23 protein-coding genes and 1 riboswitch are annotated in these 25,067 nt (G+C 60.2%); of the genes, 3 read left to right on the top strand and 20 right to left on the bottom strand.

Annotated elements, in window-relative coordinates; translation table 11 throughout:
- The first annotated feature begins 67 nt into the window (after nucleotides 1–67).
- Nucleotides 68–481 (top strand): hypothetical protein, encoded by a 414-nt coding sequence (locus Q4T40_08965; GenBank protein MDT8901367.1) that lies wholly within the window; start codon nucleotides 68–70, stop codon nucleotides 479–481.
- Between the two features lie 11 nt (nucleotides 482–492).
- Here the strand turns inward: Q4T40_08965 and Q4T40_08960 are convergent, their stop codons facing one another.
- The 14 genes from Q4T40_08960 to Q4T40_08895 all read right to left on the bottom strand — a co-directional run bounded on the left by Q4T40_08960 (nucleotide 493) and on the right by Q4T40_08895 (nucleotide 15,488).
- Entirely contained in the window at nucleotides 493–2,388 is a 1,896-nt protein-coding gene (locus Q4T40_08960; GenBank protein ID MDT8901366.1) for a YgiQ family radical SAM protein, read from the bottom strand.
- Nucleotides 2,389–2,541: 153 nt separating this feature from the next.
- Nucleotides 2,542–3,321 (bottom strand): DUF4115 domain-containing protein, encoded by a 780-nt coding sequence (locus tag Q4T40_08955; protein ID MDT8901365.1) that lies wholly within the window; start codon nucleotides 3,319–3,321, stop codon nucleotides 2,542–2,544.
- Nucleotides 3,309–4,370 (bottom strand): tRNA 2-selenouridine(34) synthase MnmH, encoded by a 1,062-nt coding sequence (gene mnmH, locus Q4T40_08950; GenBank protein ID MDT8901364.1) that lies wholly within the window; start codon nucleotides 4,368–4,370, stop codon nucleotides 3,309–3,311. Before mnmH ends, Q4T40_08955 begins: the two co-directional genes overlap by 13 nt.
- Before the next feature lie 69 nt (nucleotides 4,371–4,439).
- Entirely contained in the window at nucleotides 4,440–6,605 is a 2,166-nt protein-coding gene (locus Q4T40_08945; protein MDT8901363.1) for a DNA translocase FtsK 4TM domain-containing protein, read from the bottom strand.
- A gap of 96 nt (nucleotides 6,606–6,701) precedes the next feature.
- Nucleotides 6,702–6,941 (bottom strand): YlzJ-like family protein, encoded by a 240-nt coding sequence (locus tag Q4T40_08940; protein MDT8901362.1) that lies wholly within the window; start codon nucleotides 6,939–6,941, stop codon nucleotides 6,702–6,704.
- Entirely contained in the window at nucleotides 6,938–7,711 is a 774-nt protein-coding gene (locus Q4T40_08935) for an ATP-dependent Clp protease proteolytic subunit (GenBank protein ID MDT8901361.1), read from the bottom strand. Before Q4T40_08935 ends, Q4T40_08940 begins: the two co-directional genes overlap by 4 nt.
- Nucleotides 7,712–7,823: 112 nt before the next feature.
- The gene (locus Q4T40_08930) at nucleotides 7,824–9,482 is read right to left on the bottom strand and encodes a ribonuclease J (protein ID MDT8901360.1); all 1,659 of its coding nucleotides are present in this window, start codon (nucleotides 9,480–9,482) and stop codon (nucleotides 7,824–7,826) included.
- Between the two features lie 229 nt (nucleotides 9,483–9,711).
- On the bottom strand, nucleotides 9,712–10,593 hold the full coding sequence (gene dapA, locus Q4T40_08925; GenBank protein MDT8901359.1) for a 4-hydroxy-tetrahydrodipicolinate synthase: 882 nt from the start codon (nucleotides 10,591–10,593) through the stop codon (nucleotides 9,712–9,714).
- Nucleotides 10,594–10,628: 35 nt separating this feature from the next.
- A complete protein-coding gene (gene dapG / locus Q4T40_08920; GenBank protein ID MDT8901358.1) occupies nucleotides 10,629–11,849 on the bottom strand; it encodes an aspartate kinase in 1,221 nt (406 codons plus the stop codon).
- A 9-nt stretch (nucleotides 11,850–11,858) separates the two neighbouring features.
- The gene (locus Q4T40_08915) at nucleotides 11,859–12,890 is read right to left on the bottom strand and encodes an aspartate-semialdehyde dehydrogenase (GenBank protein MDT8901357.1); all 1,032 of its coding nucleotides are present in this window, start codon (nucleotides 12,888–12,890) and stop codon (nucleotides 11,859–11,861) included.
- 22 nt (nucleotides 12,891–12,912) lie between these two features.
- Nucleotides 12,913–13,707, bottom strand: coding sequence for a 4-hydroxy-tetrahydrodipicolinate reductase (gene dapB, locus Q4T40_08910; protein ID MDT8901356.1), 795 nt, complete (start codon nucleotides 13,705–13,707; stop codon nucleotides 12,913–12,915).
- Nucleotides 13,708–13,822: 115 nt separating this feature from the next.
- A riboswitch (Lysine riboswitch) is annotated at nucleotides 13,823–14,000 on the bottom strand.
- 137 nt (nucleotides 14,001–14,137) lie between these two features.
- On the bottom strand, nucleotides 14,138–14,797 hold the full coding sequence (locus Q4T40_08905) for a hypothetical protein (GenBank protein MDT8901355.1): 660 nt from the start codon (nucleotides 14,795–14,797) through the stop codon (nucleotides 14,138–14,140).
- 80 nt (nucleotides 14,798–14,877) lie between these two features.
- On the bottom strand, nucleotides 14,878–15,162 hold the full coding sequence (locus Q4T40_08900; protein MDT8901354.1) for a YlmC/YmxH family sporulation protein: 285 nt from the start codon (nucleotides 15,160–15,162) through the stop codon (nucleotides 14,878–14,880).
- Nucleotides 15,163–15,170: 8 nt separating this feature from the next.
- Nucleotides 15,171–15,488: a hypothetical protein gene (locus Q4T40_08895; GenBank protein ID MDT8901353.1), complete on the bottom strand. Its 318-nt coding sequence runs from the start codon at nucleotides 15,486–15,488 to the stop codon at nucleotides 15,171–15,173.
- A gap of 184 nt (nucleotides 15,489–15,672) precedes the next feature.
- On the opposite strand from Q4T40_08895, the gene Q4T40_08890 reads away from it, so the two are divergent.
- Nucleotides 15,673–16,749 (top strand): peptidoglycan recognition family protein, encoded by a 1,077-nt coding sequence (locus Q4T40_08890; protein ID MDT8901352.1) that lies wholly within the window; start codon nucleotides 15,673–15,675, stop codon nucleotides 16,747–16,749.
- 109 nt (nucleotides 16,750–16,858) lie between these two features.
- On the top strand, nucleotides 16,859–17,788 hold the full coding sequence (locus tag Q4T40_08885) for an MBL fold metallo-hydrolase (GenBank protein ID MDT8901351.1): 930 nt from the start codon (nucleotides 16,859–16,861) through the stop codon (nucleotides 17,786–17,788).
- Between the two features lie 54 nt (nucleotides 17,789–17,842).
- On the opposite strand, the gene dut is transcribed toward Q4T40_08885, so the two are convergent.
- The 6 genes from dut to Q4T40_08855 all read right to left on the bottom strand — a co-directional run bounded on the left by dut (nucleotide 17,843) and on the right by Q4T40_08855 (nucleotide 25,054).
- Nucleotides 17,843–18,289, bottom strand: coding sequence for a dUTP diphosphatase (dut, locus tag Q4T40_08880; GenBank protein ID MDT8901350.1), 447 nt, complete (start codon nucleotides 18,287–18,289; stop codon nucleotides 17,843–17,845).
- A gap of 8 nt (nucleotides 18,290–18,297) precedes the next feature.
- Nucleotides 18,298–19,551, bottom strand: a complete 1,254-nt coding sequence (locus tag Q4T40_08875) for a pitrilysin family protein (GenBank protein ID MDT8901349.1) — start codon at nucleotides 19,549–19,551, stop codon at nucleotides 18,298–18,300.
- 158 nt (nucleotides 19,552–19,709) lie between these two features.
- Nucleotides 19,710–20,582: an N-acetylmuramoyl-L-alanine amidase gene (locus Q4T40_08870; GenBank protein ID MDT8901348.1), complete on the bottom strand. Its 873-nt coding sequence runs from the start codon at nucleotides 20,580–20,582 to the stop codon at nucleotides 19,710–19,712.
- Nucleotides 20,583–20,615: 33 nt separating this feature from the next.
- Nucleotides 20,616–21,824, bottom strand: a complete 1,209-nt coding sequence (locus Q4T40_08865; protein ID MDT8901347.1) for a glycosyl hydrolase family 18 protein — start codon at nucleotides 21,822–21,824, stop codon at nucleotides 20,616–20,618.
- Nucleotides 21,825–22,124: 300 nt separating this feature from the next.
- Entirely contained in the window at nucleotides 22,125–22,832 is a 708-nt protein-coding gene (locus Q4T40_08860) for a polysaccharide deacetylase family protein (GenBank protein MDT8901346.1), read from the bottom strand.
- A gap of 122 nt (nucleotides 22,833–22,954) precedes the next feature.
- Nucleotides 22,955–25,054, bottom strand: coding sequence for a polyribonucleotide nucleotidyltransferase (locus Q4T40_08855; GenBank protein ID MDT8901345.1), 2,100 nt, complete (start codon nucleotides 25,052–25,054; stop codon nucleotides 22,955–22,957).
- Nucleotides 25,055–25,067: the final 13 nt, after the last annotated feature.

The following is a 25,067-nucleotide window of genomic DNA, read 5'->3' as shown; positions in this document are numbered from 1 at the left end:
TTATTCCCAACTACGGCGTAATTAATGTATAATGGGGGCGACAAGAACGGGAAAGGAAGTGATTGCCGTGCAGTACCGGCCCTTCTGGTCCAAGCTGTTCGACCCCAGATTGCCGGGGGCGCTGATCGCCGTCATCGTTTTGCTATTCCTGACCGCCGTTCTCCACCTCTTCGGCCTTATCGACGCCATCGGGCGCCAGAACTGGCCCGCGGCCGGCATACGGGTCCTGTCGTTTCTCCTGTACGCTCTCCCCGCTTATGGGCTGCTCAAGCTCAACCGCTGGGCGCGCCTGTTCGAAATCGGCTACTCCATGCTGATGGTGGCGCTCGGCTTTATCATCATGGTGGCCGCCAACCTGTTCACGGGCGTGTTCATCATCATCACCCACGGCATCGTCGGCATCTACCTGCTGTCCGCCAAAAGCCGGGCACTCTTCCAGCCCCCGCGGGTAGCCGGCGAACCCCCTGATAGCGAACCGTGACAAAGCCAGGGTCAACGGACCCTGGCTTTTCTCTTGCCCTGTTTTCCTTTATCGCGGCCCGGTGGAAGGGCGCGGGCCTTTTTCGCAGCCGGGCCTTTCGGCCTCTCCGGCTGCCGCGGCGGGCGGATCAGACACTTGTCACCGTAACCGATCAGATCCTGACGGCCGGCCTTCGTCAGCGCTTCCAGCACCAGGGGGTAGTTTTTCGGGTCGCGGTACTGGAGGAGGGCCCGCTGCAGCCGCTTTTCGCGCGGGTCCTTGGCAACATAGACCTTCTCACCGGTCAGCGGATGGAGACCGGTGTAGTACATACAGGTGGAAAGGCTGCCGGGGGTGGGGATAAAATCCTGGACCTGCTCCGGATGATAGCCCATGTCGCGCAGAAACTCGGCCAGTTCGACCGCCTCGCGCAGACCGGAGCCGGGATGACTGGACATCAGGTAGGGCACGAGATACTGCTCCTTGCCCAGCGCGGCGTTCATGCGGCGGAACGCGTCCGCGAACCGCAGATAAACATCTTTTCCCGGCTTCCCCATCAGGCGGGTCACTCTGGGGGCGATATGCTCGGGGGCGATTTTCAGCTGGCCGCTGACATGGTGCTGGCACAGCTCGCGGAGAAACTCGTCGCCCCCTTCGGCCAGCAGGTAGTCGTAGCGGATGCCCGAACGGATGAAGACCTTTTTCACCTTCGGCAACTGCCTGAGCGCCCGGAGGAGCGACAGATAATCGCCGTGGCCAGCTTCGAGGTTAGGGCACGGTTCGGGATGAAGGCAGCGGCGGTCCTTGCAGGCGCCGCGCTCGGCCTGGAACCGGCAGGCCGGCAGGCGGAAATTGGCGGTCGGGCCGCCCACATCGTGGATATAGCCCTTGAAATCCGGCAATTCGGTGAGCAGCGCCGCCTCACGCAGGATCGACTCGGCGCTGCGGGTCTGGATGATCCTCCCCTGATGGGAAACGATGGCGCAGAACGAGCAGCCGCCGAAACAGCCGCGGTGGCTGACGAGGCTGAACTTAACCTCCTGGATGGCGGGTACGCCGCCTGCCTCCTCGTAAACCGGATGATACGTCCGCCGGTACGGCAGATCGTAGATTTCGTCCATCTCGGCGGTCGTCAGCGGGTCGGCAGGCGGATTCTGGATCACATATTCGCCGTCGTGGGCCTGGACGACCGTCTTGCCGCGGACCGGGTCCTGCTCGTCGTACTGCAGCTTAAAAGCGGCGGCGAAATCCTGTTTGCTGCCGCTGACCGCCGCGAACGAGGGCGCTTCGGCGTAGTTCCACAGGTGGTCGAGGGAGGCCGCCCGGTAGCAGGTGCCCTTCACATCGCGAATGGCGTTCATAGGGATGCCTGCGGCCAACTGGGCGGCGATCTCCTTGATCTGCTTCTCGCCCATACCGTATACCAGGAGATCGGCCTTGCTGTCCACCAGAATGGAGCGGCGCACGCTGTCCGACCAGTAATCGTAATGCGCGAACCGCCGGAGGCTCGCCTCGATGCCGCCGATGATGAGCGGCACATCCTTCCACACTTCGCGGATGCGGCTGGCGTACACAAGGGTGGCCCGCTCCGGGCGGAGGCCGGCCCGGCCGCCGGGCGAATAATCGTCCTCCGAACGGAACCGCCGGGCGGCGGTGTATTTGCTCAGCATCGAATCGAGATTGCCGGCCGAAACGAGCACCGCCAGCCGTGGTTTGCCGAGGGCCTTGAAAGCGGCTGTCGACCGCCAGTCGGGTTGGGCGATTATCCCCACGCGCCAGCCCTGCTTTTCTAGCAGCCGGCCGATGATGGCCGGCCCGAAGCTGGGATGGTCGACATAGGCATCGCCGCTGACGAACAGGAAATCCAGCCTGTCCCAGCCGCGCTTGTCCATATCAGCTCTGGAGATGGGCAGAAAATCGTTGGTCATTGCATGCTGCTCCCGGTCAAAAATAATTGAAGGCTGTGCTCACAACAGCCTTCGGTTGACTGAACGAATTGCCGCGGCCGGCGTGGGCCTCAGAGTACGCGCTGATTATCCGACACTTGGCAGGCCAGGCGCCGGGCGAACCGGACGCGCCTGCTAGCGCTGCGTACCGGTAGTATTATTCGCCGTAAAAGACTTCATTATTACTTCCCCGTCGCCGCCGATCCGGCCTTGGGGCTGCCCGTTGTAAGTAAGCTCGATGCCGGCGGCGTTGCCGACATGCACGTCCATGGTCCGGGTGGCGTTCCAGGTCAACGTCTCGCCGACCCGCGGTATGCCCTCGTACACCTCGCGACCGTCGGCGGTCACGCGGGTCCAGCACTCGGCGGTATATTTGGCGACAACCACGATCGGCTTGGCTGCCGGCGCGGGAGCAGGCGTCTTTTGCGGCGCGGGAACGGGAACGGGGGCAGGCGCCGGTGTCGGCTGCACTTTTGCCTGAGGAGGACTGGTCTGCGGGGCGGGCGTCCGGTTGAAATGGTTCATCACCGCCCAGCCGGCGCCGACAAGGACGGCCAGCACCACCAGGATTATCACCCAACGGCCGAGCGAACCTCCCCCCTGCCCTTCCCGGCCGGCCTCCACCTTGGGCGGCATGGAAGAAGCGGCCGGTGTGGAAGGTGCCGCCGGCTGGGGAGCCTGCGGAGACTGGTTGTCGCGGTAAACATCGAGTACCTGCTGGGGGTTCAGGCCAAGATAAGACGCGTAATTACGGATAAAGCCCTTCAGATATACTTCCCCAGGCAGCACGTCGTATTTGCCGTCCTCGATCGCCTGGATATAGAGGGCGCGAATGCTGGTGGCCTTCTCGATATCCTTGACGGTCATGTTTTGTTTTTCACGCTCGGTTCGCAGGAGCTCGCCTACTGTCGGCAACGGATATCCCCCCTTAGTGTATTGAGATAATCTATTATACCGTCCGCTGCCCGGGCAAGGTCCGCGGCGTCGACCGTGAAGGCGTAGCCGCCGGGATCTGCCTTTTCGTAACCGTACAGCGGGTCGTAATAGTCGGTCAACAAGGTGCGGACTACGTCCCGCACCTCGCCGGCGGCAAAAGCCGCCAGCAGTCGCTCGGACTTGGCCGCTCCCAGCCGCTTGCGAAGCGCCTGGATGCTGGCGATGATCTCTTCGCGACGGTGATTGTATACGTCAAGATATTCGTCAATAAGGCGCGTGACCCTTGTCTCGATATCGGCGAAGGCGAGAATCTTCGGACCCTTTTTCATGGCCGCGAACAGCACATCCGGCAGATATACGTTGCCGATGCGCTTACTTTCGCACTCCACCAGTATATAAGGCGCGTCCTTGTAGCGGTTGAGCTCCTGAAGAATCACGGCGTCGAAATTTTGGGCGGTCGCGGATTTGCCGAGACCAACGCTGCCGAAGACCGATCCGCGGTGGTTGGCAAGCTGTTCGAGATCGATAACCGGCGCGCCGCGCTCCTTGAGGAGCTTGAGCAGCGTCGTTTTGCCCACGCCGGTCGAGCCGCACAAGGTGACGACCGGCGGATTGAGCGCGAACGCCTCAAGAGCTTCGAGCACATAGCGACGATACGCCTTGTATCCGCCTAGCAGTTGGTACGCCGGGATGCCCATGATCTCGAGGATACCGACGACCGATTTCGAGCGCATGCCGCCACGCCAGCAGTAGACGACGACCTCGCGGCCGACACGGTGGTGGGCGCGGATGTTGCCGACCAGCTCGGGAAGCTTGGCGGAAACTAACGCCAGGCCTTGCTGTTTGGCTTCCTCCGGTCCGGTCAGCTTGTAAATCGTACCGACTACGCTGCGCTCGGCGTCGTCGAGCAGCGGAATGTTGACCGCGCCGGGGATGGCGCCGTTCGCGAACTCCGACGGCGAGCGCATGTCGATGAATATCGGGTTGTCCAGTTTAAGGGCGTCAGCTAAATCTATTACTCTATCCAAAAATTGCTCACCACGTTAAAGAAAATCATATTTATTTTGCCCGCAACGGCAGTCTTTCAAGCGTAGCCCCTACTCCTTATTGAAATAGAGGTTGTTGACCTGGTCGGTCGTCATGAGGATTTCGCGGGCCTTGCTGCCGATATTGGGGCCGACGATCTTCATCTCCTCCATCATATCGATCAACCTGGCGGCGCGGGTATACCCGACGCGAAACTTGCGCTGCAGCATCGACACCGACGCCTGGCCGGTCTCGAGAACCATGCGCACCGCTTCCTCCAGCAGTTCATCCTCCATCGACTCGCGACCCTGGCGGTCGCCGTACTCGACAAAGCTGGTCACCCCTTCGGTATACTCCGGCTCGGTCTGTTCCTTGAGATAGGCCACCAGTTCCTCGACCTCGCCGTCGGAAATGAAAGCGCCCTGGACCCGGAGCGGCTTGGAAGCGCCCACCGGGTAGAAGAGCATGTCCCCTTTGCCCAGCAGCTTTTCGGCGCCGGCCATATCGAGGATGGTGCGCGAATCCACCTGGGAAGAGACCGCGAACGAAATTCGCGAGGGGATGTTGGCCTTGATCGTGCCGGTGATGACATCCACCGACGGCCGCTGAGTGGCGAGCACGAGGTGCAGGCCGGCGGCCCGGGCCATTTGGGCGAGGCGGCAGATGGCGTCCTCGACGTCCACCGGAGCCACCATCATCAGGTCGGCAAGCTCGTCGATAATGATGAGGATGAGCGGCAGGCGCTCATCGGGCAACAGCTCATTGTAGCGGGCGAAATCGCGGACGCCGGCCGCTGCGAACAGCGCGTAACGCCGCTCCATCTCCCCCACCGCCCACCTGAGAGCCGAGGCGGCTTTCTTGCAATCGGTCACCACCGGGGTCAACAGGTGAGGGATGCCGTTATAGTTGGACAGCTCGACGACCTTGGGATCGACCAGCAGGAATTTCACCTCGTCGGGGCGGGCCTTGAACAGGACGCTGACGATGAGGGTGTTGATGCAGACGCTTTTGCCGGAACCGGTGGCGCCGGCCACCAGCAGATGGGGCATCTTCGCCAGGTCGGCGACGATCGGCTGGCCGGCGATGTCCTTGCCGAGCGCGACGGTGAGGCGGGAGGCGGCGCGCTGGAAGTCGGCGCATTCGACGACCTCGCGGAGCGACACAGGGGAAATCTCCTTATTCGGCACCTCGATACCGATGGCGGCCTTCCCGGGGATGGGCGCCTCCATGCGCACGCCGTGGGCGGCGAGCTTCAGGGCGATATCGTCGGCCAGGCTGACGATGCGGCTAACCTTCACGCCCGCGGCCGGCTCCAGCTCATAGCGGGTTACGGCCGGTCCCTGGTAAGCGTTCAGCACCCTCGCCCCCACCCCGAAATCATCCAGAGTGCTCTCCAGCAGGCGGGCATTGTCAGTCAGCTCCTTGGTCGTCTTAAGAAAGCGGGGTTTGCCCGGCTTTTTGAGCAGCGACATAGGAGGCAGCGAATAGTGAGCAAGCGCTTCCGGCGCCGGCAGCGGCGGCGGGGCGGGCTTTTCGGCCAAGCGCAGCGCGGGCGCGGCCGGTTCGGGATCCGGTTTAACGGCCAGCGGGGGCGGGGCCGACGGCGGAGCGAACACCGGGGGCGTATCGCGCTCCTGGTTGTAAAAGCTGCGTTCCCGGTCAGCCGCGGCTTCATCGCGGGCTTTCTCAATCGTGGCGGCGACGGCTTCACGGGCGCTTGACAACCCCTCCCCGGCCTTGCGGCGGGCGGCGAGAAGCGTGCCGCCCAGCGACCAGGCGGTCGCGAGCAGCAGCGCGGCCAGGGCGACGCCGATCAACACGATCAGGCCGCCGGAGACGCCGAACAACTTGCGGAGGGCAAACAACACCATGCCGCCGATCAGGCCGCCTCCGGGCATCAGGCTTTCGGGCAGCACCTCACGGCCGGCCGGGATTTTGAAATGGTGATAAATGGCCAGCGCGGTTATGTAGACCAGCATCAGTCCCCAAAAACGCAACGAATAATGGACGGCTTTGCGCGTCCACACGTACCGGGACCCTACCGCCAGCAGGATTACCGGCAAAACAGGCGCGCCGGCGCCGAAAGCGTAGCGGAGGATTTTGGCGACGAAATCGCCCGCCGGGCCGATGTTGAGGCCCGCAAGGCTGGCAAGCGCAAGCACGGCGGCGGTGACGAGGGCGATGCCGAACAGTTCGCACTTCAGTTCGGGCGTCAGTTCGGACAGGGATTTAGCCAAAACATACCACCTCAAAGGAAAAATTTCGCCGCAAGGCGGCGAAATCCTCTATAGAAGCGCAAATAAAGCGCTCCCGGATATCCAGGAGCGCTTTATTTATCTTAAATCCCCCGCCGCGAGGGAAGGCTTGTAAGAAAGCGTCACCCCCGGCTGGAGTTCGGGGCGAAGGAAGTCGTCCGGCGCAGTGGACAGCAGTCTGACGATGCGGCATTCATAGGGAGCCACCTTTTCCACCATCACCTTCGCGCCGGCGATCTCCGCCTCCTCGTAGACGGGGCTTTTCTCGAACCCGTCGAGGACCAGCTCCGCAGGCAGCACCGTCCACAGCACGCTCATTGCCGCAGCCCCCTGCTGGCCTCGTTGTTCGCCTTGATGAGCTCGCGTAGCTTGGCCAAAGCCTGGGAAACGCCGCCCACGCCGTTTATCAGGCCCAATTCCACGGCATCGCCGCCGACGACCGAGGTGCCGATATCCCGCGACAGCTCGCCGGTTTTATACAGCAGCTCCTTCCACTTCTTTTCTGAGATGCCGGAATGGATGGTCACGAACTTGTTCACCCTGTCCTGCATCTTCTCCAAGTAATCGAACGAACTCTGCGCGCCGATGACCAGGCCGGTGAGACGGATCGGGTGGATGGTCATGGTGGCGCTTTCCACGATCAACGAATAGGTCGCCGAAGTGGCGATCGGCACGCCGATGCTGTGGCCTCCTCCGAGAACCACCGACACCGACGGCTTGGACATGCTGGCGACCATCTCGGCAATCGCCAGCCCGGCCTCGACATCGCCGCCCACCGTGTTGAGCAGCAGCAACAGGCCCTCAATCTCAGGATTTTGCTCGATGGCGACCAGTTGGGGCATGATATGCTCGTATTTGGTCGTCTTGTTCTGCGGGGGCAGCACCATATGACCCTCGATCTGGCCTATGATGGTCATTACATGGATATTGGTCTTGGCGGTCGGCACCTCGGTGGCGCCCATCTGCTCGATATTCTCGGTCGTGGCGTTCTTCCTGGTCCGCCGCTGCTTGGGCGGCTCGGTCGGCCCCTGGGGATGCGGGTGTTCGGTGCCGGGTTGCGGTACGACGGGATTGTCGCTGTCAATCATTGTTGTCCCTCCCATTCCTTTTCAAGAATAGTATGGAGGCACTGGCGACAAATAATACAACAGACACAAACGCTAAAAAAGCGGCCAACCTTACGGTTAGCCGCTTTTGTCATCATACTTCCATTATTATCGGCAAAATCATCGGACGGCGGCGGGTCCGCTCATACAGGAACTTGCCGAGGGTGTCGCGCACGCCGGTCTTGATGGTCGACCACTCGGTGATGCCGCCTGTCTCGTACTTCTCAAGAGTATGCTTCACCTTTTCGCGGGCCTCATCCATCAACTGCTCCGACTCGCGCACATACACGAAACCGCGCGAAACGATGTCGGGCCCGGCCACCACGCAGGCGCGCTGCTTGTCCATGGTGACGACCACGATCAGGATGCCGTCCTGGGAGAGCTGCCGCCGGTCCCGCAAGACAATGTTGCCTACGTCTCCCACCCCGAGTCCGTCGACCAGAACCTTGCCGGCGGTTACTTTGCCGGTCATGGCGCCTTTGTCGGGCGAGAACTCGAGCACATGGCCGTTTTCGGCTACGAAAACGTTCTCCTTCGGCATGCCGAGATCCTGGGCCAGTTTAGCGTGCTTGACGAGATGGCGGAATTCGCCGTGGACGGGGATAAAGAACTTCGGCCTGACGAGGTTATGCATCAGCTTCAATTCTTCCTGGCTGGCATGGCCTGATACGTGGATGCCTGACGTCGCCTCGTAGATAACGTCGGCGCCCTGGCGCAGCAGATAGTCGATCGTCCGCGAAACCATTTTCTCGTTCCCGGGGATGGGTGTGGCCGAGATAATGATCGTGTCGCCAGGCACAATGTCGACCTTTTTGTGGTCGGACATCGCCATGCGGCTGAGAGCGGACATCGGTTCGCCCTGGCTGCCGGTCGTCATGATGACGACTTGGGACGCCGGGTAGTTGTTAATCTCGTCCACGTCGATGATCACGCCTTCAGGAGCGTTCAGATAGCCCTGCTCCAGCGCGATATTGGCCACATTGACCATGCTGCGTCCGAGGATGGCGACCTTGCGCTTGAACTTGCAGGCGGTGTCGATCGCCTGCTGGATGCGGTGCACATTCGAGGAAAAAGTGGCGATGATGATGCGATCGCGAGCCTTGCGGAAGGCGTCGTCAAACGTCGCCCCCACCGCCCGTTCGCTGGCCGTAAAGCCGGGCCGTTCGGCGTTGGTGCTGTCGGCAAGCATGACGAGTACGCCCTGATCGCCCAGTTCCGCGAAACGGTGGAAATCGGTGACGCGGTTGTCGACCGGCGTCTGGTCGAGCTTGAAATCGCCGGTGTGGACGATCGTGCCCACCGGGGTCCTGACCGACAGCGCCACCGCGTCCGGGATGCTGTGGCTTACCTTGATGAACCCGACCTTGAAAGCGCCTGCCTGAATCTGGTCGCCCGGCTTGACGGCCACGAGCGAGCTGTTGGCAACTCCGTTTTCCTTGAGCCGTCCTTCGAGGATGCCGAGGGTCAGGCGGGTTCCGTACACCGGCACGGTGAGCTGTTTGAGGACATACGGCAGGGCGCCGATATGGTCCTCGTGGCCGTGGGTCAGGAAAATGGCCTTGACCAAATCCCTGTTTTCGAGGAGATACGTGATGTCGGGGATGACAAGATCGATGCCGAGCATGTCATCCTCGGGGAAGGACAGACCGCAGTCAATAACGATGATCTCGTTGCCGTAACGGACCACGGTCATGTTCTTGCCGATCTCCCCCAAGCCACCCAGGGGGATAATTTGCAGTTTTCCTTTAGACAATAAAGAAAACACCTCCGAGCCGGCCCGTGGCCGGCATAATAAGTCGTGTTATAGGATTAGCCGCCGCTCCGCGCAAAAAAAAGAAACTATTCGACCGCTCCGTACACTTCTAATATATTATAGCTTACTTGCCGCCTCAGGGCAAGGAGCATCTTGCGTCACCGAATTATTATGCGCAAAAAACGTTCCGCCGATAATCGGAAAGCCCGCTCTTGCGAGCGGGCTTTCATCACAGGGCACCGATATCTTGCATTACCTTCCTGATCTGCTCGGTCTCGGCCGTCGTCGCCGCAATGAGGGGCGGACGCACGGGGCCTGCGCCGAGGCCGGCCAGATTGACGGCCGTTTTCACCGGGATGGGGTTGGTGGTTATAAAGATAACCTTGAAGAACGGCATAAGCTCAAGGTGGATGTCGCGGGCGGCGGCCACGTCACCGGCGAAGAACGCGCCGATCATCTCCTGCATGCGTTTGGCGACAATGTGGCCGGCCACACTGACGACACCGACGCCGCCCACCGAAAGGATCGGGAGCGTGAGGCTGTCGTCGCCGCTATAGACCATAAAATCCTTGGGAACACTGCGGACGATCTCGGAAACCTGATCAAGATTGCCGCTCGATTCCTTCACAGCGACGATATTCTTAATCTCCGCCAAGCGGGCGATGGTAGCCGGCAGAATGTTGCCGGCGGTCCGCCCGGGGACGTTATAAACGATAAGCGGCAGGCCGGTGTTGTCGGCGATGGCCTTGAAGTGCTGATAGTAGCCTTCCTGGGGAGGCTTGTTATAGTAGGGGCCGACGAGCAGCGAACCGTGAACGCCGAGTTTTTCCGCATCCTGGGTCAGCGCGATTGAGGCGCGGGTATCGTTCGACCCGGTGCCGACGATAACGGTCGCCTTGTCGCCTACCGCCTCGAGTACGGTCGCGAACAGCTTAAGCTTTTCTTCCTTGGCGAGGGTAGCCGCTTCGCCGGTACTGCCGGCCACTACCAGGCCATCGTTGCCGTTCGCCACCAGATGCTTGGCGAGGTTGGCCGCGGCCTTGTAGTTCACGCTCAGATCGTCGTTGAACGGTGTAACCATCGCGGTAAGTATGCGTCCGAAGGTTTTCACGTTATCCTCTCCCTTTCGGTGGAAACTGAACATATCTAATCAGCCAGGCCGAACTTTTCGTGGAGCGCCTTAACCGCATTCTCCACATCGGCTCTTTTTACCAGTACGGAAATCGACGTATGGGAATCAACCGTCTGCAGAATGGGGATGTTGTATAGCGACAAGGCCTCGACGAAGTTGGCCATGACGCCCGGCACCTCGTGGATTCCCCCGCCCACCACCGACACCTTGGCACAGTCGTGGCGCGCCTCGGCGCTGTATCCGAGCTTCTGCAGCCTGGCGGCCGCCTTCTCGGCGACGTCCTCGGCAACAGTGAACATCACCTGGCCGGGGTGGACGTTGATGAGGTCGACACTGATTTTGCCGTCGGCCAGGGCGCGGAAAATCTTGTGGCTTTCCATCGGGGTTGCGTCCTGGTCAAGCGGCACCTTAATCTGGACGATGTTGGGCAGAAAGGTCACACCGGTGGCGATCCGGTCGGTGACGGCATTCCTTTCCGGTCCTTCCTTGGAAATATTGGTGATCAGCGTGCCCGGCGCGTCCGAAAAAGTCGATTTCACCACCAGGGGGATATTCTTCTGCATCGCGATCTCGACCGCGCGGGGGTGGATTACCTTGGCTCCCTGGTGGGCAAGCTGGGCGACCTCGTTATAGCTGATGATGTCGAGGATCTTGGCGGTGGGCACGATGCGCGGATCGGCGGTCATGATGCCGTCGACATCGGTGTAAATCTCGACCACCTCGGCTCCGAGCGCCGCGCCAAGAACGGCGGCGGTAGTGTCGCTGCCGCCGCGGCCAAGGGTGGTAAACTCGCCGTCGGCCGTGACGCCCTGGAAGCCGCACACTACGGGAACCTTGCCCATCTTGAGGAAATTCATGATCCGCGCGGGATCGACCTTCATCACGCGGGCGTTGTTGAAATTGTCGTCCGTGGTGATGCCCGCCTGCCCGCCGGTAAGCATAACGGAATCGATATCGGCGGCCTGCAGCACCCCGGTCATAACCACGGCGGAGATAATTTCCCCGCAGTACATCACATGGTCGAGTTCGCGGGAGGCGATCCCGCGGTAAGACGCACGGGCCAGATCGAGAAGGGTGTCGGTGGCGTAGGAATCGCCCCTCCTGCCCATCGCCGAAACGACCACCACCGGCGTATACCCCTGCTCGCGGGCCTGGTTGATCTTACCGACCACCATCGCCCTGACCTCAGGGGAAGCCACCGACGTGCCGCCGAATTTTTGGATGATGATGCGCATGCTCACACCTCAAATTAGATTATGTTCGATCATGTACTCGGCGATCTGCAAGGCGTTGAGAGCCGCGCCCTTGCGGATCTGGTCGCCCACCACCCACATATTGAGGCCGTGGGATACGGTATTGTCCTCGCGGATGCGGCCGACGAACACCTCGTTCCGGCCGGACGTGGTGAGCGGCATGGGGTAAACTTGCCGCGAAGGATCGTCCTCAACGACTATCCCCGGGAAAGCGGCCAGCAGCTTTTTGGCCTCATTGGCCGCCAGCGGTCCGGACAACTCGAGATTGACGGATTCCGAATGGCTGCGGAAAACAGGTACGCGGACGGTCGTAGCCGTGACCGCGATCGCCGGATCGTCGAGGATTTTCTGGGTCTCCTGGACCATCTTCAGCTCTTCTTTGCTATAACCGTCATCCATAAAAACGTCGACCTGAGGCAAAAGGTTGAACGCAATCTGGTAATGGGCCGGCAGGCTCGCGCTCGGCAGAATCCTGGCTTCGACAGGCTCGTTGGCCGCCACCGCCTTCACCTGGTCGGAAAGCTCGTCGATAGCCTCCTTGCCGGCTCCGGAAACCGCCTGGTAGGTGGAAACCACCACCCGCTTTATTCTAACCGCATCGTGAATCGGCTTAAGCGCCATAACCATAATAATTGTCGAACAGTTGGGATTGGCGATGATGCCTTTGTGATTCCTGATCGCCTCGGGGTTCACCTCCGGCACCACCAGCGGCACCTCGGGGTCCATCCGGAAAGCGCTCGAATTATCGATCACCACCGCGCCGTGCTTCACCGCCGCAGGCGCGAAGGTTTTGCTGGCGGCGCCGCCGGCGAACAGGGCGATCTCCACCCCCTTGAAAGAATCGGCGGTCGCTTCCTCGACGGTGTATTCCTTGCCGAGAAAATCGATCTTCCTGCCGGCCGAACGCTCCGAGGCCAGCAATTTGAGGTTTTGGAAAGGGAAGTTTCGCTCGGCGATAAGCTGCAGGAACTCCTGGCCGACAGCGCCGGTGGCGCCGAGGATGGCTACGTTGTACTTGCGCATGATTTTCTGCCTCCGTGAATGCTTATGACATTATATTTTCCAGTCCGTAAACCAGGCCGTCGACGGTCAGCACCTTTTTGCAGGCCAGCAGCACGCCCGGCATGAACGACTCGCGGGAAATGGAATCGTGGCGAATGGTCAGCGTCTGCCCGAGGCCGCCGAACATCACCTCCTGGTGGGCGACGAGGCCGGGAAGGCGAACACTGTGCAGCCGTATTCCCGCGTATTCGGCTCCCCGCGCGCCGGGCAGCTTCTCCACCTCTTTCGGATTGCCCTGTTTGAGCACTCCCCGCTGGGCGGCGATGAGTTCGGCGGTGCGGATGGCAGTTCCCGATGGGGCGTCCAGCTTTTGATCGTGATGAAGCTCGGTAATCTCCACATACGGGAAATACTTGGCGATATTAACCGAAAGCTGCATCATCAACACCGCCCCCAGCGAAAAGTTCGGCGCGACGATCGCGTTGCCGCGGTGCTTCTTGCAGAGCTCACGCACCTCTTCGATATCAGCGGTCGAAATCCCGGTCGTGCCTACGACCGGGCAGACACCGCTGGCAATGGCGGTACGGATGTTGACCATCACCGCTTCCGGAGCGGTGAAATCCACCATAACCTGGGGTTTCGTTTCGCTGATAACCGTCGCCAGATCGTTGCCTACTACCACCCCTATTTTCCCAACACCGATGAGGTCGCCCACATCGGCGAAATCGGAATTGACGTCCACGGCGCCGACGACGCTAAGCATTTCGTCCTTATGTACGGCTCTGAGCACTTCCCGGCCCATTTTGCCGTAGGCGCCGCATACCATGACTCTTATCATTGTGTCTCACCTCCCGAAAAATATGAGCAGCCGGCGAGCTTATCTCTCGCCGGCCGCTTTTTAAACGGCAGCATCCATAGGAAAATGAAAAACATCACTGTTCTTCAGATCACCTAGGAGAGATAGCGCTTCACCAAAGCTTGCTTTGGCGACAGTTTTGCACCTGTTCGATGCAACCCCAGTAGAAAATGCATGGCGGCATTTTCCACTTCGGCGGACAACCCTTTTCTTTCAGATCATCGACACCACTCTACCCTGAAAGTACTCTTGTTGCCCGCGCCTCTAACTCCCTGCGCAGGAATTTATTTATTTTACGTACATTTTATAATAATGGTTCCAGCGATGTCAACGCTTTTAAGAAAAAGTTTCCGTCGCACAGTAAAGCGGCTCAGCCCGTGAAGGCCAAGCCGCCGTCGCGTTGTGCGGAAACCTATCGCTGCTGCTGTTTGTTGGTATTGTGGCTTTCGACATCCTTGGCGCCGTTCTGGCGCAAAATCAGGGCCGCCTGATTAACCTTCTGGTTGTCGGTGTGCACGACGGCCAGGATGCCTCCTTCGGCGACCTGTTGCTCGTAACGGCGGCTTACATCGGCCGGAATGCCCCAGTCGATCAGTCCACCCGCCACACCGCCGGCCACCGCGCCGCCAAGAGCGGCTGCTATCGGTCCGGCGGCCACGATCGGTCCCACGCCGGGGATGGCCAGAGCGCCGGCGCCGAGGATGAGGCCGCCGATGCCGCCGAGGGTGCCTCCGGTGAGCGCGCCGTCGGTGATATCGTCCTCCACGTACTCGTCGCCCTTCTGCCGGCCGCCTTTCTTCGAAACGATGCTGATATTTTCGTTCGTGAAGCCCTGCTGGCGGAGAGACTCTATAGCCCGCTCGGCCTGATCTTTCGCATCGAACACGCCGATGACGGCCTTGTTGCCCATGCCGCTTCCGCTCTGCGCGGAAGTCATCTGCTGACCGGCGGCCTGGCTTGAGCTGCTGCCGGTCGCCATTACGTTACCGGTCGTCATTCCGCTGGAATAACCGCTGAGAACGTTTTGGTCGACAGCTTGTCCTTGATTCTGGTTGCTGGTTTGGTTTGGCATCGATTGACTCCTCCTAACATTAAATGACAGTACTGGACATTCAATGTTAGTTTGCCCGCTACAGCTCAAGGTATACCGATTCAGTCGTCGCCGTCGCGGCCGAGGACGGGGAACATTCGTTCATAGGCGTTATTGAGATCGACGATTATTACTTCGTCGCCAATGCGCCTGATGGTCTGCCAGGGCACGGTATGGGTGCGCTCACCGCCCATCAGCGCCGTCAGAATCCCCCGCTTGGGCAGCAGCAGGGCGTTTATCCGCCCGTTGCGGTCGTCGAACAGAAGGTCGCAATCCTCGATGAACCCGAGGCGCGCGCCGTCGCCGAGATTGATTACTTCCTTGCCGGTAAAATCGCTGAGCCGCATATCATCACCTACTTATGGAGGATTTTGAGAAACAGGCGGGAAAACAACGGTTGAACAATCGCCAGGACAATGGCCGTGACCGCCAGGGGATCGACGGCAACCGCCATCAGCGACACCTTGTCAGGCATATCCAGCTTCAGAAAGGACGTCAGGGCGACGATGGCCAGATACACGCCGCCGGCCGTGGCGACAAGCTCCTGCACGGCCAGAGCGACCGGCGACGACTTGGTCTCGACCCCGGCTACGCTGTCCCGGTTGAAGCGCACCCTGAGCCACAGGGAAAGCACGATGAGCCCGAGCAAAACGAGTACAAGAACGATGACCATGTCCATCCCTCCTGCCAGCTCTTACCAATATGATTATGCGCCGCCTGCCGCTAATATGCCTCGTCTCCTCCGGGCGCCAATCACTTAAACCTTTATGCGCCTGCCTTCCCGTCAGGCAGGAATCGGCCGGGGTTATGAGAATACTACGAAATAAAAGTCGAAAAGCCTGTACGGGGGAAAAGTAATGTTCAAAGCGATAATAGCCTTGCTGATCCTGTTCACCGTTGCCTCGCCGGCCGCCGCTGCGCCGATCGGCATGAGCCGGGACGCGGCCGAAAAACTGTACGGCGGATTTCGCCTCGTAGAAGATGGCGGCGGGAGGATATGGACCCGTGACGAATGGGACGCGCGTCCCCCAGGTACGCCCCCGGCGGCCGAGTACGGCTACCTGACGGCGATCGGCGGCAAGCCTGCGGCGGCGTGGCTGACCTATGATCGAGATAACAGGTTAAGCCATATGACGGTGATTTTGGAGCAGCCAGTTTCCTTTCGTGATTTGGGCCGTTACCATCCATCCATTAACAAAGTTATTTCCGATGCCGAATTTGGCAGCCAAACCTTCATCATTCGCGCCTATCCCCGCGACGTTCTGGCCGCGGTTGTTCCCCAACAGTACGGCGACCTCCTCGTCACCTTCCTTCCCGGCGACAAGAAGGACGCCACCAAGCTCAACACCCACTCCCGCGTGCGCGGATTTACGATTGCGAGACTGACAATCGCGGAAAAGGAGCGGATGCTGGTGGCTGACGAAGACACAACGCGAACCGTCCGTGACGGCTCCTGGCGACGGGTAGAAAACTTCCTGCGCCCCGGGCTGCACTTCTCCGAAAAGCTCGTCGCCCGCCGCCGCACCGACATGATCGTCATCCATCACACCAAGATCGAGAACATGACCGTCGCCTCCATCCACGACCTCCACCTGCGCAACGGCTGGGCCGGCATCGGCTACCACAAGGTTATCCTTCCTGACGGCGCGATCGCCGATGGCCGCCCCGAATACGCCATCGGCGCACACGCACTGGGGGTGAATAGCCATAGCGTCGGCATCAGCCTCGTCGGCGACTTCGACGTCTCCCTCCCCTCGCCCGCCCAGTTGTCCTCACTCATAAGCCTCACGGCCCAACTGGCGGCAAAGTACGGCGTCAGCCCCGCCCGCGTAGTCGGCCACCGCGACGTCTACGCCGGCACCACCTGCCCGGGGCGAATCTTTCCCTGGGCCGAATTCAAGCGGGAACTGGCGGCAAAGATGCGGAACAGATAAGAAAAACCCCGGCTGGGGTTTTTCTTATTGAACCTAACACGCCAAAATGGAAGGACATTCCAAGAAAGCGCGGAATATATAACTCAATTGCGATTAAGGAGGATTTTCCATGCCTTCCGTCAAGCGTCGCGTCGCAGTATTGCTGACCGCCCTTGTATTTATGTCCGCCTGCCTGCTTCTCCCCTCCCCTGTCGCCGCCCAGTCAGGGCTGACGAAAATCGCCGACGGCGTATACGCCTACGCCGATGTCAGGAACATGTCGCCGGCCAACAGCTTCGGCGCCAACGCCGGCGTCATCATCGGCAAGCACGGCATCGCCGTCGTCGACACCCTCGTCTCCGCCAGGGAGGCGGACCGGCTAATTCGCGACATCCGCGCCCTCTCAGCCCTGCCGGTCAAATACGCCGTCAACACCCACTGGCACCTCGACCACGCCTTCGGCAACTGCCGGTTCGCCGCCATGGGCGCCGCCATTATCGCTCACGACAGCGAAAAAGACAAACTGGCCCTGCACGGTCCGGCCACGCTCAAAAATCCCCAGATGTACGGCATGACCGCACAGGACTTCGCCGACACGACCATCGCCGCCCCCAAGCTCACCTTCACGGACCGTATGACGATCGATCTTGGCGGGCAGCGGGTCGAACTCATCCACGTCGCCCCCTCCCACTCCGACGGCAGCCTTCTCGTCTACCTGCCAGACAAGAAAATTCTGTTCGCCGGCGACGTTCTCTTCACCGGCTATCACGCCTTCGCCGGCGACGGGGACATCGACGGTTGGCTCAAAACCCTCGACTACATCCTCGATATGGACGTCGCTCTGATCATTCCCGGCCACGGACCAGTGTCGTCCAAAAACGACGTTATCGCCATGAAAGAGTACCTCATTACCCTCGACGCCAAAGCCAAGGAACTGTGCGCCCGTTCCGACGACGTCGCCTATATCACCGCCGAACTGCTCAAAGCGCTGCCGCCGCGGGCCGAAGGCGCCCATCTCATCCAGGGCAACATCGTCTACAAGTACCTCAAGAAAAATTAACGGCACCAAAAAGGAGGACTGCAGCTGCAGTCCTCCTTCTAAATTTCTTTGCGGCTACTTCCCCGTGCTCCCCAGGCCGCCTTCCCGGCCCGCCGTCGCCGTGTCGCCGTCGGCGCGCAGGTACTTGTAGAAGATGCCCTGGGCGATGCGCTCGCCCCTGACGATTTTGACCGTCTCGCCGCCGTGGTTAAAAATGGCGATGAGGATGTGGCCCTCGTTGCCGGGGTTGTCGTAATAATCGGCGTCAATGATCCCCTGGCCGTTGACGAGACTGAGGGCGTGCTTCACCGCCAGCCCGGAGCGGATGTGGATGCCCAGGTATTCATCCGGCTGCATGTAGGCCTTAAGGCCGGTGGGCACGAGGGCGACCTCGGCCGGGGCCAGCAGGACGTCGGCAGCCGCCACGATATCGTAGCCTGCGCTGGCGGCCGTCTTACGCTCCGGCAGCGGCAGGCCCGAATCCTTATAGGCGGCGATAAACTCGAATCCACGGTTCCTCATCACACGCCTCAGGCTTGCAGGCCCTTGGGGAGGGCGTTGTTCTTAACAGGTCCCAAGGCGGTGAAGGACAGCTTGTCAGCGACGAAAATATCGTCCATCATCTTTCGCAGATCTCCAATAGACACCTTTTCGATCTTGGCGACAACCTCATCGAGAGTGGTGTACTTGCCCATCGTAATCTCCATCTTGCCCAGCCGAGACATGCGGCTGCTGGAACTCTCCAGCCCGAGCAGCAGGTTTCCCTTGAGCTGCTCTTTGGTCTTGGTCAGTTCGGTGGCGCCGATATCGCCGTTTTTCAACTGCTCGACGTTTTCCAGAACAAGCTCGATGACCTGATCGAGGTTGGCGGGGCGGGTGCCGGCGTAGATGGTGAACAGGCCGCAGTCGCTGTAGTTGCTAAGGTACGAGTAGATCGAGTAAGCCAGGCCGCGCTCTTCGCGAATAGCCTGAAAAAGGCGCGACGAAATGCCGCCGCCGAGGATATTGTTAAGAACATGGGCTACATAGATATCCGGAGAGTCCTGGGGAACGCTCGCCGTGCCCAGGCAGAAGTGGACCTGCTCGCTATCGCGGGCGTGCAGGCGGCGGGTCGGCTTGTACAGGGGCGGGCGCGCGGCCTGCGTCTTCTTGCGGCCGGCGAAGCCGCCGAAAAACCTGCCGACCAGCTCTTCCACCCCGGCGTGGGTGAGATTGCCGGCGGCGGCGATAACGATGTTGTCCGGGCGGTAAAAATTATCGTAATACTCGCATACAAGATTGCGGTCGAAGCGGCCGATGGCCTCGGTGGAGCCGAGAATGTTGCGGCCGAGCGGATGGTGAGGCCAGACGTTGTCCAAATAAAAGTCATGCACGAGTTCGTCGGGCGAGTCTTCGTACATGTGCACCTCTTCCAGGACAACCTCGCGTTCGCGGGCAATATCCTCCTGGGCGTAGCGGGAAGACAGAATCATGTCGCTCAGAATGTCGAGAGCCAGTTCAAGGTGATTGTCCAGCACCTTGATATAGTAGCAGGTATACTCCTTGGCCGTGAACGCGTTAAGCTGCCCCCCCACCGCGTCAACCGATTCGGCGATATCTTTGGCCGAGCGATTGGCGGTGCCCTTGAACATCAGATGCTCGATGAAATGGCTGATACCGTGGTTGTGGTCCTCCTCATTGCGTGCACCTGTGCCAACCCAGACGCCGACCGTCACCGATTTGACGTACGGGATGGCCTCGGTCACAACCCTGATACCGTTCGGAAGAGTCGATTTTTGATACATAGAACGCTCCTTTGTCTCGGCGATAAGCTATCCTTATATTCGCCCGCCGGGCCGTAAATCCTGCTTTTGGCCATTTATTATTATATCTTACTCGGTTGAATAAAAACCGGCCGGAAGAAGAAACGCGCCCCCGCTTCATAGCGGAGGCGCGTCGATTATCAGTTGGCCTGGAAATACCGCGCGATTCCCGTGAAAATACCCTGTGCTATACGGTTGCGGTAACCGTCGTCGCGGAGTTTCGACGCCTCGGCCGCGTTGGTCACGAAGCCCATCTCCACCAGGATGCTCGGCATCGACGTATTGCGCAGTACGTAAAAGGTTGCCGTTTCGGTGCCTTTGTCGACCGCCGCCGTCTCGCGGATGATGGCGCTCTGCACCTCCAGCGCCAGCTTGGACGACTTGCCGCTGGGGTAAAAGGTCATGGCGCCCGCGATAGACGGCTCAGGGTTGGAGTTGGAATGAACGCTGACAAAGAGGTCGGCGTTGTTACGCTCAGCGATATCAACCCTGGCCTGCAGTTCCTGGCCGAGCGTGCTGCTGGGCGTCGCCACGTTACGGTCGGTTTCCCGCGTCATAACCACCTTGGCGCCGGCCTGACGCAGCTTGTCGCGCAGCTTGAGGCCCACGGCCAGGTTGTTGTCGCTCTCGCGGGTGCCGTTCCCCACCGCGCCGGGATTGGTGCCGCCGTGGCCGGGGTCGACGACGATCACCTTGCCGCGCAGCACGCCGCTGTCAAGCACCGGGCCTCCCCCGGACGGGGTTGGCGGCAGGGCGACAGGCGGAGCGCCGGTCGACTTTGAATCGCCCCCGAAAATGTTGAGGATAGGGCCCAGGATCCTGTCGAACAGGAAGCTGAACAGCGTGTTCAGAATGCCGCCGCCGTCAGACGTCGGCGCGGTCGGCGCGGTAAGGGCGCCGAGGACGTCGCCCACCCCGGCCGCCTGGGTGACTGACAAAGGGGCGATAATGGTCAGTGCGACCGTCAGTAACAGAACCCAGGTCAGCAGCTTATGGCGATTTATTTTATACACCGTGGACCTCCTGTACTATTGTTGTTACGCCAATCACGGCCCGAACTTCTCCTTGACCGTCCGCCACAGGGCCGGGTCCTCCTCGCCCAGCTTCCACAGGGCCGCGCCGGCGATATCGTACTTTTTGACGAGATCGAGCTTGTACGCGGCGCTCCTGGCATTCTCGAACCAGACGGTGTGGCTGACGCCGTCCGAGTCAGTGTAATTGAAGAACGGCGATTTCGAGGCCTCGTCCCATTTCACGGCAGCGCCGTGTTTATCGGCCAAATCCATGATCGGGGCATACTCGCGGCTCTCCACTCCTTTGCTCGACCAGTCGTAGCCATAACCGGCCACGCCCAGGTACAGCTTGTGCTTGGGAATGAACCGCAGGGCGTACTTGAGGCTATTCTCCACCCAGTTGATATCGGCGATCGGTCCCGGACCGCTCCACACCCCATGATTATCGTAAGTCATCACCGCGATGCGGTCGGCGTACAGGGCGAGCTGACCATAGTCGTAGGCCGCCGATACGTCGTTGTTTTCATCGGTTTTCGGGAACACATCGATGGACACGATATAACCCTGGGGTTTCAGGCGGCCGTACAGCTCCTTCATAAAAGCCGTCAAATTATCGCGGTCGCCGGCCGGCACCATCTCGAAGTCGATATTGACGCCGTCCAGATTGAATTTCTTGATATAGGCCTCCAGATTGTTGATCGCCGTCTTGCGCAGCGCCGGGCTGGCCAGTACGGTGTGCACCGGCACGGTCGCCCCCGTCTGCTTCGCGTTGTTGACCAGCAGCAATACCTTGGTGTTGTTAGCGTGGGCGTACTTGACCACCGAAGCGTGATCTTTGCCGCCCCGGTCGGTGAGTGCGCCGTTCTCCTCGATCGTTCCCCAGTAAGGGATGATCGTCCTGATCTTGTCGATATTCTTGGCCAGCGAAGTGTAAGACGACGTATCGGTCGGCCACCACTCGGCGTAAAAGCCCATCATTTCCTTGCCGCCTGTCAGCGTCCCCGGCAGACCGGGCTTGTCCCCCGTCGACTGACCGGAGCCGAACATGTTATTAAACAGGTTGCCGAGAAGCAGCCCCAGCAGGATGTTGAAAATCCCGTTGCCGGACGACTTGTCCGAGCCGGTGGTCTGCCCGGTGAGGTCGCTAAGCGAAAAAGCCTGTGCCGGCGCTGCCGGCGCGAGGACGGCGGCGAACATGACAACAAGGGTAATCATGGCGATATACTGCCTGTATTTAAACATCTCGCTACCTCCCCTTACGACAATAAAATACGGCTACCCGGCAGCCTGAACCGTCAGATAGCCACTTGTTATGTAAACATAGTAACACAAAACAGGCCGTTTAATCAATAACAATTACCGGTAACCGTATATACCGGTAATTGTAGACTCGCCCCCTGTTAGCCGCCTGCTGTCGGCGCACGGGTAACCGCGCGAGCCGTCACCCTGCCTCCCTTGCGATAAGGCCGGGCGCCTTTTGCTGGACCTCAGCCAGGCGTTTGGTTGACTAAATTCTTTAGGTGTTTGTTTGCGCTGTATCACTTAGTTCAGTATATCAGAAACCGGTTTGATCGCATACCCCCTTGCCTGTAGACGGAAGATCAGCTCAGGCAGCGCCTGGGCGGTCGGTTCGGTGGGATGCATCAGGATTATCGCGCCGTTGTGCACTTTGCCCAGAACCCTATTCAGGATGGTCTCGGCCGGCGGCCGCTTCCAATCGACGGTATCGACGCTCCACAAAATCGTCGTATAGCCGACCCCGGCCGCCGCCTTCAGTACGGCGGCGTTGAACTCGCCGTAAGGCGGCGCGTAAAGCTTCGTCTTTACGCCGGTCAGTTCCTCCACCAGCTTCTCGGTGCGTAGAATCTGGTCCTGGTTCTGCTCGACACTCAAGGTATTGGGGTGCGGGTGGCTGTAGCTGTGGTTGGCGAGCTCGTGGCCGCGGGCCGCCAACTCCCGCACCAGGTCGGGATGCCGCTTGGCCCAACTGCCGCCGATGAAAAAAGTAACCTTGACCCCGCCGCGGTCGAGCGCATCCAGCATTGTCGGCAGATACTCCTCGCCCCAGAAAATATTGCAGGCCAAGGCGACCTGCTGTTTCCCCGGGTGGCCATTGTAAATCGGCCGCGGCACGTTCTGGTCGGCGGCGATCAACTCCGCCAGCCCCGGAAGCAGGCCGGCGAGGATCAGGAACCCGGCAACGAAACCCAGATACCAGCGAGGCACACGGCCTGCGTAAAACAACCGCATCGAATATGTCACCCTCTCCCCCGTCTTCTAACTACAATTTATTAAGCCGTAGCCAATTTCATGAAAAAAAACGACCGCCCCCGCCGGTCGATTACCGGTAGGGGCGGCCTGTTGTGTCTCCGCTATTCTTCCTTATTTTTGGCTGCTTCGCTTCTGAGCAAATCCTTGCGCGACAGGTTGATGCGTCCCTGACGATCGATCTCCGTAACCTTTACGAGGATTTCATCGCCCGGTTTGACGACATCCTCGACCTTTGCGACCCGTTCGAGGGCCAACTGGGAGATATGGACAAGGCCTTCCTTGCCGGGAAGAATCTCCACGAACGCGCCGAAATTCATCAGGCGGGTGACCTTGCCGAGATAGGTAGCCCCCACCTCCACATCGCGCACCAGCGTTTCGATGATCGATACCGCCTTCTTGCCGGCTTCCTGGTCGACGGCGGCGATATACACCTTGCCGTCGTCCTCGATGTCGATGGTGACGCCCGTCTGTTCGATAATCTTCTTGATGATCTTGCCGCCTGGGCCGATAACGTCGCGAATCTTGTCCGGGTCGATCTGCAGCGTGATGATCCGCGGAGCGTACGGGGACAGATCGGGGCGAGGCTTGTCGATAACGGCCAGCATCTTGCCGAGGATGTGCATACGGCCGCGGTGCGCCTGATCTAGCGCGCTGTCCAGGATGGCGCGGTTGATACCCGCGATCTTGATATCCATCTGAATGGCGGTGACGCCTTTTTCCGTCCCGGCCACCTTGAAATCCATGTCGCCCAGGGCGTCTTCCAGCCCCTGGATATCGGTCAGAATGGTGAAATTCTCGCCATCCTTAACAAGACCCATCGCCACGCCGGAAACCGGCGCCTTGATCGGCACGCCGGCGTCCATCAGCGCCAGCGTACTGCCGCACACGCTGCCCATCGACGTCGAGCCGTTGGACTCGATCGCCTCCGATACGAGGCGGAGAGTGTACGGGAAATCGGTCTCGGAAGGAATCATCGGCAGCAGCGCCCGTTCGGCCAGAGCGCCGTGACCGATCTCGCGCCGGCCGGGGCCGCGCATCGGCCGTGTTTCGCCGACACTGAACGGCGGGAAATTATAATGATGGATATACCGCTTATGATCTTCTACGCCGAGGCCGTCGAGCAACTGATCTTCGCTGAGCGCCCCTAAGGTGACGACGCTGAGAATCTGGGTCTGGCCGCGGGTAAACAGGCCAGAGCCGTGGGTGCGCGGCAGCAGGCCGACCTCGCAGGTTATCGGCCTAACCTCTTCGAGCTTGCGACCGTCGGGGCGGATCTTGTCGACGGTAATCATCCGACGGACGATTTCCTTCAGAACTTTGCCGATCATATAGGAAACTTCCTTGGGGTTATCGGGGAATACCTCTTTAAAATGAGCGACCGCTTCGTCCTTGACCTTTTTGGTCTGCTCCTCACGGGTCTGCTTGTCGGCGTTGGCGACCGCCGTTTTCAGCGCGTCGGTAACGCGACCCCGCACAGCCTCTTCGATCTCGGCGGGAACCTCGTAACGCTTCAGCTCGCGCTTCGGTTTGCCGATCTGACTGACCATATCCTCCTGGAGGGCCACGACCTGGCGGATGACGTCATGACCGAACATGATGGCGTCGAGAATCTTCGCTTCCGGCACCTCGTTGGCGCCCGCCTCGACCATCAGCACCGCGTCCTTGGTCCCGGAAACGACCAAATTGAGGTCGCTTTTCTCCTGCTGTTCGATATTGGGGTTGATGACGAACTGGTCGTCCACCAGGCCGACCCGCACGCCGGCTATGGGACCGCCGAACGGTATATCGGAAATGGCGAGGGCGCAGGAAGCGCCGATCATCGCCGGCAAATCCGGAGGATTGTTCTGGTCCACCGACAGCACGGTGGCCACAACATGAACGTCATTACGGAACGACTCGTCAAACAGCGGCCGGATGGTCCGGTCGATCAGCCGGCCCGAAAGGATGGCGGCCTCACTGGGGCGACCTTCGCGCTTGATGAAGCCTCCCGGAATCTTGCCGACCGCATAGAGGCGCTCCTCGTAGTCAACAGTCAACGGGAAAAAATCGATGCCTTCGCGCGGTGATGCGGAAGCTGTAGCGGCTACGAGCACCACGGTATCGCCGTAGCGGACCAGCACCGAGCCGCTCGCCTGCTTGGCCATCTTGCCGGACTCGATGATGAGCGGCCGTCCGCCAAGCTGCATTTGAAATGTGTGCATATTCGGTTTTCCT

It is taken from the genome of Selenomonadales bacterium 4137-cl, from assembly GCA_032334055.1.
GTDB lineage: Bacteria > Bacillota > Negativicutes > Sporomusales > UBA7701 > Anaeroselena > Anaeroselena agilis.
Note: the sequence above shows the minus strand (reverse complement) of the source record. Positions and strands in the feature narration are given on the sequence as shown.

Bases quoted from the DNA above. Each gene is read 5' to 3' on its own strand.
- dapG (MDT8901358.1), bottom strand. From the start codon at position 11,849: ATGCGCATCATCATCCAAAAATTCGGCGGCACGTCGGTGGCTTCCCCT.
- Q4T40_08860 (MDT8901346.1), bottom strand. From the start codon at position 22,832: ATGCGGTTGTTTTACGCAGGCCGTGTGCCTCGCTGGTATCTGGGTTTC.
- Q4T40_08960 (MDT8901366.1), bottom strand. From the start codon at position 2,388: ATGACCAACGATTTTCTGCCCATCTCCAGAGCTGATATGGACAAGCGC.
- Q4T40_08940 (MDT8901362.1), bottom strand. From the start codon at position 6,941: ATGAGCGTGCTGTGGACGGTGCTGCCTGCGGAGCTGGTCCTCGACGGG.
- dut (MDT8901350.1), bottom strand. From the start codon at position 18,289: ATGAGGAACCGTGGATTCGAGTTTATCGCCGCCTATAAGGATTCGGGC.
- Q4T40_08875 (MDT8901349.1), bottom strand. From the start codon at position 19,551: ATGTATCAAAAATCGACTCTTCCGAACGGTATCAGGGTTGTGACCGAG.
- Q4T40_08895 (MDT8901353.1), bottom strand. From the start codon at position 15,488: ATGGTCATCGTTCTTGTACTCGTTTTGCTCGGGCTCATCGTGCTTTCC.
- Q4T40_08855 (MDT8901345.1), bottom strand. From the start codon at position 25,054: ATGCACACATTTCAAATGCAGCTTGGCGGACGGCCGCTCATCATCGAG.
- Q4T40_08905 (MDT8901355.1), bottom strand. From the start codon at position 14,797: ATGCCAAACCAAACCAGCAACCAGAATCAAGGACAAGCTGTCGACCAA.
- Q4T40_08935 (MDT8901361.1), bottom strand. From the start codon at position 7,711: ATGATTGACAGCGACAATCCCGTCGTACCGCAACCCGGCACCGAACAC.
- Q4T40_08900 (MDT8901354.1), bottom strand. From the start codon at position 15,162: ATGCGGCTCAGCGATTTTACCGGCAAGGAAGTAATCAATCTCGGCGAC.
- Q4T40_08890 (MDT8901352.1), top strand. From the start codon at position 15,673: ATGTTCAAAGCGATAATAGCCTTGCTGATCCTGTTCACCGTTGCCTCG.
- Q4T40_08915 (MDT8901357.1), bottom strand. From the start codon at position 12,890: ATGCGCAAGTACAACGTAGCCATCCTCGGCGCCACCGGCGCTGTCGGC.
- dapB (MDT8901356.1), bottom strand. From the start codon at position 13,707: ATGATAAGAGTCATGGTATGCGGCGCCTACGGCAAAATGGGCCGGGAA.
- Q4T40_08885 (MDT8901351.1), top strand. From the start codon at position 16,859: ATGCCTTCCGTCAAGCGTCGCGTCGCAGTATTGCTGACCGCCCTTGTA.
- Q4T40_08865 (MDT8901347.1), bottom strand. From the start codon at position 21,824: ATGTTTAAATACAGGCAGTATATCGCCATGATTACCCTTGTTGTCATG.